The 12749-nt window shown below is 66.1% G+C and carries 11 protein-coding genes; 2 read left to right on the forward strand and 9 right to left on the reverse strand.

Annotated features, from left to right (window positions below; all coding sequences use genetic code 11):
* Positions 1-29: 29 nt before the first annotated feature.
* From dxs to LY44_RS09330, 8 genes are all read right to left on the reverse strand, one after another.
* A complete protein-coding gene (dxs, locus tag LY44_RS09295; RefSeq protein WP_055210170.1) occupies positions 30-1940 on the reverse strand; it encodes a 1-deoxy-D-xylulose-5-phosphate synthase in 1911 nt (636 codons plus the stop codon).
* Positions 1941-1950: 10 nt separating this feature from the next.
* Complete coding sequence (locus LY44_RS09300; RefSeq protein ID WP_055210168.1) at positions 1951-2817, reverse strand: polyprenyl synthetase family protein; 867 nt, start codon at positions 2815-2817, stop codon at positions 1951-1953.
* Positions 2817-3059: an exodeoxyribonuclease VII small subunit gene (locus tag LY44_RS09305; RefSeq protein WP_055210160.1), complete on the reverse strand. Its 243-nt coding sequence runs from the start codon at positions 3057-3059 to the stop codon at positions 2817-2819. The genes LY44_RS09300 and LY44_RS09305 overlap by 1 nt, the downstream gene beginning before the upstream one ends.
* 355 nt (positions 3060-3414) lie before the next feature.
* Positions 3415-4035, reverse strand: coding sequence for a queuosine precursor transporter (locus LY44_RS09310; protein ID WP_055210158.1), 621 nt, complete (start codon positions 4033-4035; stop codon positions 3415-3417).
* A 96-nt stretch (positions 4036-4131) separates the two neighbouring features.
* Positions 4132-5055, reverse strand: a complete 924-nt coding sequence (locus LY44_RS09315; protein WP_055210156.1) for an esterase-like activity of phytase family protein — start codon at positions 5053-5055, stop codon at positions 4132-4134.
* Entirely contained in the window at positions 5028-5930 is a 903-nt protein-coding gene (mepA, locus tag LY44_RS09320) for a penicillin-insensitive murein endopeptidase (protein WP_055210154.1), read from the reverse strand. The genes LY44_RS09315 and mepA overlap by 28 nt, the downstream gene beginning before the upstream one ends.
* A gap of 15 nt (positions 5931-5945) precedes the next feature.
* A complete protein-coding gene (locus LY44_RS09325; RefSeq protein WP_055210548.1) occupies positions 5946-7286 on the reverse strand; it encodes an MFS transporter in 1341 nt (446 codons plus the stop codon).
* 54 nt (positions 7287-7340) lie between these two features.
* Positions 7341-7880 carry an acyl-CoA thioesterase gene (locus LY44_RS09330; protein ID WP_055210152.1) on the reverse strand — a complete coding sequence of 180 codons (540 nt, stop codon included), beginning with the start codon at positions 7878-7880 and terminating at the stop codon, positions 7341-7343.
* A gap of 162 nt (positions 7881-8042) precedes the next feature.
* Between LY44_RS09330 and LY44_RS09335 the strand changes: the two genes are divergently transcribed.
* Positions 8043-8330 carry a YggT family protein gene (locus LY44_RS09335; protein WP_081024449.1) on the forward strand — a complete coding sequence of 96 codons (288 nt, stop codon included), beginning with the start codon at positions 8043-8045 and terminating at the stop codon, positions 8328-8330.
* A gap of 4 nt (positions 8331-8334) precedes the next feature.
* Positions 8335-10398: a DNA helicase RecQ gene (gene recQ, locus LY44_RS09340; RefSeq protein WP_055210150.1), complete on the forward strand. Its 2064-nt coding sequence runs from the start codon at positions 8335-8337 to the stop codon at positions 10396-10398.
* Here recQ and LY44_RS09345 read toward each other — a convergent pair whose 3' ends face one another.
* Positions 10399-12627 carry a response regulator gene (locus LY44_RS09345; protein WP_055210148.1) on the reverse strand — a complete coding sequence of 743 codons (2229 nt, stop codon included), beginning with the start codon at positions 12625-12627 and terminating at the stop codon, positions 10399-10401. It lies immediately after the preceding gene.
* Between the last annotated feature and the right edge of the window lie 122 nt (positions 12628-12749).

Here is a 12749-nt window from a genome sequence, read left to right on the forward strand (position 1 = left end):
ACGCCCTTTCCGACGGTGCAACCCGCGCCTCAGGCGCGTTTCGCCACCGCGACGCCGAGCAGATCGAGCACCTTCGCTTCGATATCCGCCGCGTTCATCCGCGCGGCGGAATACATGTCCTCGGGGTTGGCGTGGTCGATGAAAGTGTCGGGCAGCACCATCGAGCGGAACTTGTAGCCGCGGTCGAAGACGCCCTCTTCCGACAGGAATTGCGCCACATGGCTGCCGAAGCCGCCGACTGCGCCTTCCTCGATGCAAATGAGCGCCTCGTGCTCGGCCACAAGCCGCAAGATCAGATCTTTGTCGAGCGGCTTCGCAAACCGGGCATCGGCCACGGTCGGCGCCATGCCGCGGGCGGCGAGCGCCTCGCGCGCTTTCAGCACTTCGGCCAGACGGGTGCCGAAGGACAGGATCGCGACCCGCGCGCCTTCGGAAATGATCCGCCCCTTGCCGATCTCGAGCGCCACGCCCTGCGAGGGCATGTCGACGCCCATCCCCTCGCCGCGGGGATAGCGGAAGGCGATCGGGCCTTCGTCATGCGCGACGGCGGTGGCGACCATATGCACCAGATCGGCCTCGTCGGCGGCGGCCATCACCACCATGCCGGGCAGGTTCGCCATGAAGCCGATGTCAAACGCCCCCGCATGGGTGGCGCCATCGGCCCCCACCAGCCCGGCGCGGTCGATGGCGAAGCGCACCGGCAGGCGCTGGATCGCCACGTCATGCACGATCTGGTCATAGCCGCGTTGCAGGAAGGTCGAATAGATCGCGCAGAAGGGTTTCATCCCCCCCGCCGCGAGCCCGGCCGAGAAGGTGACGCCATGCTGTTCGGCGATGCCGACATCGAAGCAGCGGCGGGGAAACCGCTCGGCGAAGAGGTTCAGGCCCGTACCCTCGGGCATCGCCGCCGTCACCGCGACGATCCTTTCATCGCGCGAGGCCTGATCGATCAGGCTTTCGGCAAAGACCTTGGTATAGCTGGGCGCATTCGAGGGCGCTTTCACCTGCGCGCCGGTCAGCACGTCGAAGCGGGCCGTGGCATGGCCGCGATCCGGGCGATTCTCGGCGGGGGCATAGCCCTTGCCCTTTTTCGTCAGCGCATGGATCAGCACCGGCCCCGTCGCCCGCGTCTTCAGCGTGCGGAAGAGATGCAAAAGCGTATCGAGATCATGGCCGTCGACCGGGCCGACATAGTCAAAGCCCAGTTCCTCGAACAGCGTGCCGCCAATCGCCATGCCCTTGAGCATTTCCTTGGCCCGCCGCGCGCCTTCCTGAAAGGGTTCCGGCAGAAGGCTGACGGCGCCCTTGGCCATCGCCTTCAGATCCTGCATCGGCGCCTCGGAATAAAGCCGCGTCAGGTAAGACGAGAGCGCGCCGACGGGGGGCGAGATCGACATTTCATTGTCGTTCAGGATGACGAACATCCGCTTGCCCAGATGGCCGCCGTGGTTCAAGGCCTCAAACGCCATGCCGCCGGTCATCGCGCCGTCGCCGATCACCGCGATCGCATCGCCGCATTCGGACCCCAGTTCCCGCGCCATGGTGAAGCCCAGTGCCGCGGAAATCGAGGTCGAGGAATGCCCGGCCCCGAAGGCGTCATAGGGGCTTTCGGAGCGTTTGGTGAAGCCCGAGAGCCCGCCCCTGATGCGCAGCGTGCGGATGCGGTCGCGCCGACCGGTCAGGATCTTGTGCGGGTAGCATTGGTGCCCCACGTCCCAGACGATCTTGTCGCGCGGGCAGTCGAAGACCGCATGCAGCGCCACGGTGAGTTCGACCACGCCCAGCCCCGCGCCCAGATGGCCGCCCGTCACCGACACGGCCGAGATCGTCTCGGCGCGCAGTTCATCGGCCAGTCGGTGCAGGTCGCGGTCGCTCAGCCCTTTCATGTCGGAGGGCAGACGCACGCGGTCGAGGATCGGGGTCACTGGGGGCTGGCTCATGGGGCTCGCTTCACTTGTCGCGTTCGATCACATAGCGCGCGCAGGCGCGAAGGGTAGCGGCGGCCTCGCCATAGGGCGCAAGGGCGGCTTCGGCCTCGGCGACCAGATCGGCGGCGCGGGCTTTTGCCCCCGGCAGACCCAGCAGCGAGACGAAAGTGGCCTTGTGCGCCTCGGCATCCTTGCCCAGACGCTTGCCCGCCGCTTCCTCGTCGCCTTCGACATCCAGAATGTCGTCGGCGATCTGGAAGGCCAGGCCAAGCGCCGTGGCATAGGCGGCCAGCAGTGCGCGGTCGGCGCCCGCGATGATCGCGCCGGCCTGCGCGGCAAAGGAAATCAGCGCGCCGGTCTTGCCCGCCTGCAGCCGGATGATTTCGTCAAGCGTCAGCGGCACCGCGGCGGTTTCGGCAGCAATATCAAGGGCCTGACCGTAGACCATCCCCTCGGCCCCCGAGGCCTGCGCCAGAGCGGCGACCAGCGCGACCCGGTTTTCGGCCGATCCCAGCACCGGATCGGTGCAAAGCTCAAAGGCGAGGGTCTGCAGCGCGTCGCCCGCCAGAACGGCGGTGGCCTCGTCCCATTTGCGGTGCACGGTCGGCAGGCCGCGGCGCAGATCGTCATTGTCCATGCAGGGCATGTCGTCATGGACGAGGCTGTAGGCATGCAGCGCCTCGACCGCCAGCGCCGCGGGCATCGCCTGTTCCATCGAAATCCCGTGGATCGCGGCGGATTCGATGGCAAGGAAGGCCCGCAGCCGCTTGCCGCCCTGTGCCGCATAGGCCATCGCATCGCGCAGATCACCCGCGGGCAGACGCCCGATCGCCGCCGCCATCGCCGCTTCGACGCCGTCCTGCACTTCTTTCAAACGTTCGGAAAACATCAGAGTCCTTCCACCGCAACGGTGCCCGCGGGCACCCCGCCTTCGCCCAGCAGGATCTTTTCGACCCGTTCCTCGGCTTCCTTGAGCAGCATCGCGCAGCGCTCTTTCAGCTTCGCGCCGCGTTCGGAGAGCCGGACCGACTGATCCAGCGCCACCTCGCCGCGTTCCAGCTGCGTGACCACCTGTTCCAGCGCGGCCATCGCCTGCTCGAACGTCATGCCGGAAATGTCGCTGTCGTCCATCGCGCCCTCCGCCCCTTGGATGCCGGTTCCGGATTGCCACGGGTGGCCCCGCAAATCCAGCCCCCGCAATGAAAAAGCGGGCCGAATGGCCCGCCGCGGTCGAAAAGTCGCAAAGTAAAAGGGTCGCGGGCTTGGCCTGCGACCCCCGAGATCTACGGAGATGGTCCGGTTAGGGTCTGGATCAGATCCTCCGTCCCAGCCAGGGTCTGCGACCCTTGGGGTTGCCCTCAGGCCTCGGCCCCCCTGACTGTCCCGACACCTCTCTCCAATATCACTCTAGACACTGGACCACCTCCTTTCATGCGTGTTGCCGATGAAAGGAGGGTGGCACAGATTTGGTGTATGGCAAGTTAAATTACGCAACCCTTGGCGAAAAGCGCCAGACCACCGCCCGGAAAGGCAGCAGTGCGATGACCGCAAGCGCAATTTTTACGCACCAATCGGCTGCGCCCAGCGACATCCACAGCGGCAGGGCGGGGCCGAAGCCCAGAAGCGGCAGGCTTTCATTGGCCCAGGTCACGTCATTGCCGGGTTCAAGGAAGCTCAGGGCGGCGGCAAAGGCGACGGTGAAGAAGACCATCGTGTCCAGGCTGGCGCTGATCAGGGTGGAGACCAGCGGCGCCCGCCACCAGCCGCCGCGATGGCGCAGCCGGTTGAAGATGGTCACATCGGTCAGCTGCGCGGCGAGGAAGGCGAGGCCCGAGGCCAAAGCGACGCGGAAGCTGACGAGCGGGCCGAACTCGCCGATGATCTGCGAGCCGATCAGCGAACAGATCACGCCGACGACGAAGCCCGAGACGACGACGATCCGGGCGGCGCGCGGGCCTTGCAGCCGGTTCGTCAGATCGGTGACGAGGAAGGCGAAAGGATAGGTGAACGCCCCGAGCGTCAGCCATTGGCCGTAAAGGAATTGCACGAGGATGTTCGAGGCCACGACAATCGTGGCCATGGCAAGGATGCCGGGCAGGTAGCGCATTCAGGATCACCGTTTTTACATGGTCGCGGAGACATGGCCCGCGGCATGCGGACGCGGCGGCCATACGCCCCGGGCCCTTTCGGGTCAAGGAAAACCTCAGCGGTTCAGGCGGTATTCGACGATCTGGGTGCGCTGGAAGGCGTTGAAATTGTCGTCCGCGATCATCGTCAGCCGGATCGCCCCCTGCGCGTCGCGCCAGACGGCAAGGCCTTCGAGATTGTCATGCAGGCCCGCCGTGGTCCGCAACAGCTCGGTGCCGGGGCCGATCCGGTCGCCGGTGATCTCGAAGACCAGCACCCGGCTGCGAAAGCCCAGAAGGCCCCAGAAATCGCGTTCGAGCAGATAAAAGCGGCCGTCGGGACCGAAATCCGCGCCGACCGGCAGCCAGTCGTCGTCGCGCGGGATGGCAAAGGGTTGCGTCCATTGCCCGTTGCGAAAGCGCCAGACCGGAAAGGGCGCGCTGCGGTCGCCCGAGCGTTCGGGCATCGTGTAAAGCGTTCCGTCGGCGGCGATGGCGAGCGATTCCAGCGCGCCGTTGAGCGGGAACTGCTTGAAGGCGGCGGGCCGGGGCAGGGGTTTCGCCGGGCCGCCGTCCTGCGGATAGCGCACCACCCGCGCCATCCCCTCGAAGGAGACGAAGACGCTGCCGTCAGGAGCCAGCGCCACGCCTTCGGAATCGCCGCTGAACCGGCCCAGCGCCTTGCCCTTGCTGTCGAGCAGAGGCACCGGGCCGCTGGTGGCAGTCGCCGTGACGATCCGTCCCGCATCGTCGCGCGTCAGCCTGCCGCGCCAGATCGTCGTGCGGTCCGAGACGGTGACGAAGCTTGTGCCGTCATCGGCGAAATCGATCGCCGAGAAGCCGCCGAATGCCGGATCGGGGTTGCGCCAGACAAAGGCCTGCAGGAATTCGGCGCGGTCCTGTCCGGCCTGGGCCGGCGCCAGCGGCCAAAGCGGCAGCGTCGCCAGCACCGCGGCCAGCGCAAGCCCGGCGATCACCGCGCGGAGAGGACGTTTTGACATTGCGCGGGCAGATCCGACATTACATAGGTTTTCGCGGTTTTCGGCGCCGGGCCCGAGGGTTTTTGCCGTTTCGGCGGGTGGCGCAGCTCCTCAAGATAGGTCGTCACCCACCAAGTCAGAGTCTCGTCGCAGCCGTTGCCGCCTTTCGACAGCTCGGCCACCGTGGGTTTTTGCACCTCGCACAGGCGCGCCCCGGGCGGGCATTTCAGCCGGACGTGGAAATGTTCGTTATGGCCGTAGATCGGCCGGATCTTCTGCAGCCAGGCGGTGTCGGCGCGGGTCGCCGTCGCGCACATGGCGAGCTTCGCCGCCGCCGCGACAAAGACCCGGTCCACCCGCGGGTCCGAGGCCGCCGCGCGCAACAGCGCCACATGCTGCGGCGTCCAGTTGCGGTTCACCCGGGTCTGATCCTCGGTGCGGATCGAGATCGAGGAGATCTTCTCGCGCTGCTTTTGCGACAGATCAAGCCGCGTCGCGGGCAGCATCCAGATATCGGCATCAAGCCCGATCTGATGGCTGGCGTGCCCCCCGATCATCGGACCGCCGCGCGGCTGGCTCAGATCGCCGATGTAAAGCCCCTGCCAGCCCGGCAGGGTGGCGGCAAAGGCCGAGAGATCCTGCAGATAGGCGACCAGCTCGGGCTGGCCCCAAAACCGGTTGCGCTTCAGCCGCATCGCCTGCCAGGTCGGGCCGGTTTCCGGCAGCGCCACCAGACCGGCGGCACAGCCCCGGGAATAGGCGCCGACCGGCACGGCAGCGCCTTCGGTCGGGCGGGCCTGCGCGCCGAACAGCTGCCGCGCCAGCGGCTCGGCCGTGGCGGACAGCGGGGCAAGCGCCACCAGAGCGGCGGCAAGGGCAAGGCGGATCGGCGTCATGCGCTTTCCTTTGCTTCACGCCGCGGCGTGGTCTCCTTCGGATTTGACGAAGGCTATCAGGATCAGCCCCAGAACGAAAAGCACGATGACGGGAGTGATGCCCAAAGTCTGGCTTTGCGTCATCGCCGTCACCGCCCCGATCGAGAGCGGCGCGAGGAAAGCGGTGGCCTTGCCGGTCAGCGCGTAAAGGCCGAAACATTCGGTGATCTTGGCCGGGTCGGACTGGCGCACCATCATCGTGCGCGAGGCCGATTGCAGCGCCCCGCCACCCGCGCCGATCAGCCCGCCAAGGATGTAAAAGGCGATGTCGGGCAGGGCGCTCTCGGGGGCAACCGCAAGGCCGAAGACGCTCTCGCGCGAGACGAAGACGACGCCCAGTGTCAGCAGCGCAAGGGTGATCAGGGCGAAGACGATCACCGCTTTCGGGCCGAAGCGGTCATCGGCCTTGCCGCCGAGCCAGGCAAAGGTCGCCCCGGTGATCGTGCCCAGAATGCCGAAAAGCCCGATCTGGGTGATCGACCAGTTCAGCACCCCCGCGGCATAGAGTCCGCCGAAGGTGAAGATGCCGTTCAGCCCGTCGCGGTAGAACATCGAGGACACGAGATAGGCGAAAAGGCTGGGCCGTTTCGGCAGCGATTTCAACGTGCTGCGCAGCTCGGGCCAGGCTTCGCGGGTGGCTTGTGCCACCGGCACGGCGCCGGGCACGCGCGGCTCGCGCACCCAAAGGAAAAACGGGATCATGAAGACGACATACCAAAGCGCGATCAGCGGGCTGACGATGCGGGTATCCTCGCCCGTGGCCGGATCAAGGCCGAACAGCGGCGTCAGCCCGATCAGCGTCTTGCCGGTGGAGGGGCTGGCCTGCAAGAGCGTCAGCATGACGATCAGCGACACCATCCCGCCCAGATAGCCGAAGGCCCAGCCCGAGCCCGAAACCTTGCCGATGTTGTCGCGTCCGGTCAGGTCGGGCAGCATGGCATTGGTGAAGGAGGTGGCGAATTCCATGCCGATCATGCCGATGGCAAAGGCGATCATCACCAGCCACAGATTGTAATGGCCCGGCTCTGCCGTCCAAAGGAACGCGGCGCCCGCCACATACATCAGTGAAAACAACCAGATGAAGGGCATGCGCCGGCCCGAGCGGTCGGCGATCGCGCCCAGGAAGGGCGAGGCCACCGCGATGATCAGGCCGGAAAAGCCGATGCCGAAGCCCCAGACCGTCTGCGCCGTGGTGCCGTCGCCCATCAGCCGCTGCATGAAGGGGGCGAAGATGAAAGTCAGCAAAAGCGTGTTGTAGGGCTGACTTGCCCAGTCGAAAAACCACCAGCCCCAGATGCGCTTGCGTTCGCTGATCATGTCGCCCCCCGTGTTTGGCCGGATCAAGCCCGAAACCGGGGGGCAGCGCAACATTTACCTTGTGGGCGGCATTTCGGGGGGCCAGGGGCGGGCATGATCGGCGGCGATCCAGCCCTGCACCCAGTCGGGCAGGGCGGGGCTTTCCGCGCGGTGGCCCATGTCCTCGACCACCTTTTGCGGCGGCACGATCCCGGCTTTCGAGGTGACGGCGCCGCGGATCAGGATGTGGTTGCAGCAATCGTTCCCGCGCCACATCCCCTGTTCCATGTAGAAAAAGCGCGCATCCCAGCCCAGACAGCGGGTCCGCATCTCGAAGCTTTGCAGCATGGTGATGCGCTTGCGATAGCGTGTGGTGTTGCCCGCGACGACGATGCCCCAGCGGTTGCGGATCAGGCAGGCGTTCAACCCCGTCCGTTGTGCCAGCGCGATCCGGCCCAGATCGAACAGCGTCACGATGCGGCCGTTGTTCAGATCCTGCCAGGGGTCGATGTCCCAGGGCCAGGCGCGGTGAAAGGTGGAGATCGGATCAAGGATGTCGATCCTTTCGCCGCGCGATGACAGGATCGCCTTGCCCATGCGGATGATCGGATACATGTCTGCCCCCCGTTGCCGCCCCTGTCGTGCCGCGCTGCAGCGGTTGCGTCAACAACGACCTTGCGGCAAATGCCCCGCGAGATGGCCCCCAAATGCCACGGCGGGCAGTTGCAACCCCGCCCGGCGTGGCTTACCTGTGAGACGCATCCGACGGAGGTCCGAATGAACCCTAACATGCTGCTCGACGGGGTCCATGTGGCCCTTGCCCTCGTGTTCCAGATCCTGTGGCTGGTGATCCTGGCCCAGGTGATCATGAGCTGGCTGGTCAATTTCAACGTGCTGAACCTGCGTCAGCCGATGGTCTACAAGATCTGGGATCTGCTGAACCGGATCCTGGAGCCGATCTACGCGCCGATCCGCAAGGTCCTGCCGTCGTTTCAAGGCGTCGATTTCACGCCGATGGTGGTGATCATCGCGATGATCTTCCTGCAACGGCTGCTTGGCCTCTGACCGCATGAGCCTGCCCGATCCCAGCCCCGAGGCAAGGCTTGCCTCGGTTTTCGGATTCCATGCCTTCCGACCGGGGCAGGAGGAAATCGTGCGGGCGGTTCTGGCAGGGCGCAACACCTTGGCGATCATGCCGACGGGTGGCGGGAAATCCTTGTGTTTCCAGCTGCCTGCGCTGTGCCTGCCGGGGCTGACCGTGGTCATTTCGCCGCTGATCGCGCTGATGCGCGATCAGGTGCGGTCGCTTCGCGAAGCCGGGGTCGAGGCCGGGGCGCTGACCTCGGGCAATACCGGGGAAGAGACCGAAGCGGTGTTCGAGGCGATCGACGCCGGGCGGCTGAAACTGCTTTACATCGCGCCCGAGCGGCTGGCCGGATCGGGCACGCTGGCGCTGCTGCGCCGCGCAAAGACCGGGCTGATCGCCGTTGACGAGGCGCATTGCGTGTCGCAATGGGGCCATGATTTCCGCCCCGATTACCTGCGCATCGGCGATCTGCGCCGGGCGCTTGATGTGCCGCTGGCGGCCTTTACCGCGACCGCGGACGAGGAAACCCGGGCCGAGATCGTCACCCGGCTGTTCGACGGCATCCCGCCCGCGACCTTTCTGCGCGGCTTTGACCGGCCGAACATCTCGCTGGCCTTCGAGCCCAAGGACCAGCCGCGCAAGCAGATCCTGGATTATGTCGCGGCGCGGCGCGGGCAATCGGGCATCGTCTATTGCGCCTCGCGGGCGAAGACCGAGCAGCTGGCCGCGGCGCTGATCGCGGCGGGTCATCCCGCCTGTCACTATCACGGCGGCATGGAGGCCGAGGATCGCCGCCGCGTCGAGACCCGGTTTCAGCGCGAGGACGGGCTGATCGTGGTGGCGACGGTGGCTTTCGGGATGGGCATCGACAAGCCCGACATCCGCTGGGTCGCCCATGCCGATCTGCCGAAATCGATCGAAAGCTATTATCAGGAAATCGGCCGGGCGGGCCGCGACGGGGCGCCTGCCGAGACGCTGACGCTTTATGGCGCCGATGACGTGCGCTATCGCCGCCAGCAGATCGACGAGGGGCTGGCGCCGCCCGAACGCAAGGCCGCCGACCACGGACGGCTGAATGCGCTTCTGGGTCTGGCCGAGGCGACGGGCTGTCGGCGGCAACGGCTGCTGGCCTATTTCGGCGAAACATCAGGCCCTTGCGGCAATTGCGATCTGTGCGAGACGCCGCCCGATCTGTTTGATGGCACCGAGGCGGTGCGCAAGGCGCTGTCCGCCGCGCTGCGGACGGACGAAAGCTACGGCGCCGGGCATCTGATCGAGGTTCTGCTGGGTCAGACCAACGAGCGGATCACCGCGCGCGGCCATGACCGTCTGCCGACCTTTGGCGTGGGCCGCGATCTGAGCCGGACCGAATGGCAGGCGGTGTTCCGGCAGATGCAGGGCCATGACCTGATCCGCCCCGATGCCGCGCGGCACGGCGCGCTGGTGATGACCGAGCGCGCCCGGCCGATCCTGCGCGGCGAGGAACGCATCACCCTGCGCCGCGATCTGGTGCGCAAGGCCAAGGTCAAGCATGTGCCGAAGGCGCTGGTGTCCGATGAAGATGCGCCGCTGCTTTCGGCGCTGAAGGCGAAACGGCGCGCGCTGGCCGAGGCGGCGGGTCTGCCCGCCTACATGATCTTCCCCGACCGCACCCTGATCGAGATGGCCGAGCTGCGGCCCGGCACGCTGGATCAGTTCGCGCGGGTGAGCGGGGTGGGGGCGAAGAAGCTGGAAAGCTATGGTCGCGCCTTCCTCGAGGTGATCGCGGGGGCGGGTGCGGCCGAGCCGCTGCATCCGGCGCGGATGAAGCTGGCGGGGACCGCGGCGGGCAGCCTTTATGATGCGCTCGACAGCGCGCAGCGGGCCCTGGCGCGGGGCGAGGACGGGCATGACCGGTTTTTGTCCTGCACCGCCACGATGCTGCGCCGGATCGCCGAGACGAAGCCGCGCAGCCGTGCCGATCTGGAGCGGATCGCCGGGATGGGCGCGGCGAAGCTGGACCGGTTCGCCGACACGTTCCTCGCGCTGATCGCCGAACACGGCTGATCAGATCTCCAGCCCCTCCGGCAACGCCGGGCGCGCATCCTCGGGCTGATGCGCCAGGATCCTCTCCACGATCGTGGCCTTGCGCAGCGGTTTCGTCAGATAGAAATCAAGCCCGGCGGCAAAGATCGACTCGCTGTCGCCTTCCATCGCATGCGCGGTCAGGGCGCAGATCGGCACGCGGGTGCCCTTTTCCTGCTCGTGCAGTCGGATCGTCCGGGTGGCTTCGCGCCCGTCCATCTCGGGCATGGAAATGTCCATGAAGATCAGATCGGGCTGAAAGCGGCGCCATTCCTCGACCGCTTCGAGACCATTCGCGGCAAAACGCAATTCGATGTCGAAATCCTTCACCATCTTGCCGAAGACAAGCTGGTTGGTCCGGTTGTCCTCTGCCGCCAGAATCCGCATCTGCCGTTTTTGCGGCGGCAACGCGGGCGCAGGCGGCGGGGCGGGCTCTGCGGCCTTCGGCTCGGCCGACAGCGACAATTTCTGCAACATGCGGAACAGGTCCGAGCGCAACACCGGCTTTTCGAGACAGCCGAACAGATCGCAATTGCCCTGCGCCGCATCCAGCGCCGTGCTGTCCGAGGTCAGAAGCAGGATCGGCGTGTCATGGCCCATCGCCCGCAGCCGCCGCGTCAGCTCCAGCCCGTCCAGATCGGGCATGTGGTGATCGGTCAGCACCAGATCGAAACGGGTGCCGTCATCAAGCACCTTCAGCGCCTCGGTCCCCGAGCGGCAGAGCGTCACGTCCAGCCCGTAAGTCTGCAGCTGCCGTTCCAGAATCACCCGGTTCACCAGCATGTCATCCACGACAAGCGCCGCACGCAGCGTCACCGGCGGCGTCGGCCGGTCGATCGGCACAACGGGCTCGGCGCGGGGCAGGATGACGCGGAAGCCGAAACACGAGCCCTCGCCCAGCTGGCTGTCGACCCAGACCGAGCCGCCCATCAGATGCACCAGTTGCCGGGTGATGGCGAGACCAAGCCCGGTGCCTTCGAAGCGGCGGTTCGAGGCGGCCTCGACCTGATTGAACTCGCCGAAGACATGGTCGAGATTGTCCGGAGAGATGCCGATGCCGGTATCCTCGACGGTGACATGCAGTTCGTAATGTTCGGCGTCGCGCTCGAACCCGACGACGCGGGCCAGCACATGGCCGGCATGGGTGAACTTGACCGCATTGCCGATCAGGTTGGTCAGGATCTGCCGCATCCGCCCCGGATCGGCGATGAAGCGGGTGGGCAGGAACAGGTCGTAATCGACCAGCAGCTTGACGCCCTTGTCCTTGGCCGAGGGCTGCAAGAGCACCATGATCTCATGCAGGCAGCGTTCCAGATCAAAGACTTCGGGGTAAAGCTTCAACCGCTCCGCCTCGATCTTGGAATAGTCGAGCACGTCGTTGATGATCGTCAGCAAAGCCTCGCCCGAGGAGCGGATGGTCTCGACGTAAAGCTGCTGTTCCTCGTTCAGCTCGGTCTCGCCCAGCAGTTCCGCCATCCCGACGACGCCGTTCATCGGCGTGCGGATCTCATGGCTCATGTTCGCGAGGAAGGCGGATTTCGCCCGGTTCGCCGCTTCGGCCTTGTTGCGGGCCTCCTCAAGCTCCTGCTCGCGCTCGATGATATGGGTGATGTCCTGCGCCAGACAGACCAGATCGCCATCCTCGCCCCAGCGGTCGATGAGCTTGATGTGATGGCCGCTGCGGGTGCGCAGCACGATCGGTTCGATATGTTCGCGCCGGATCCGGGCGATCATCTCATGGTGCCAGTCCAGCGGATCGCGGCCCGCCATGTCCACCATTTCATGCTTCGCGACGATCTTCAGCACGGCATCATAGGTGACGCCCGCGGTGATCGCCACCTCGCCATGAAAGAACGACAGATAGGCCCGGTTCGCCACCACCAGCCGCAGATCGCCGTCATAGACCGCAAAGCCGTCGCGGATGGTTTCAAGCGCGTCCCACAGCCGCCGCTGCGCGATCATCGCCACCGATTCCGCCCGCTGCAGGTCGCCGCGCACGCGCGAATTCTCGCCCTTGAGCGAGGCGGCCTCGGTCAAGGCCTGCTGCAGCCCGTGCCGCTGCTGCACGATCTGTTCCGAAAGCGCCCGCGCATGCAGGGCCAGTTTCTGGTTCGCCGCAAACAGCTCGCGCTTCTTTTGCTCCAGCAGGCGTTCCGCCGCCAGCCGAGCCCGCCGCTCCTGCGCCAATTTCTCTGCCAAGATGGCGTCCATTCCCGGCACCTGTCGAAAATCCTGCCGCACCATCCCAGCCTTCGGTGAAAATCTGCTTAACAGCCTTAACTTGCCGCTTCGCTGTTGAACGAAACCCGGCCGCATGAGAGCATCCCGGCATT

Source organism: Rhodobacter capsulatus, assembly GCF_003254295.1.
GTDB classification, from domain to species: Bacteria; Pseudomonadota; Alphaproteobacteria; order Rhodobacterales; family Rhodobacteraceae; genus Rhodobacter; species Rhodobacter capsulatus.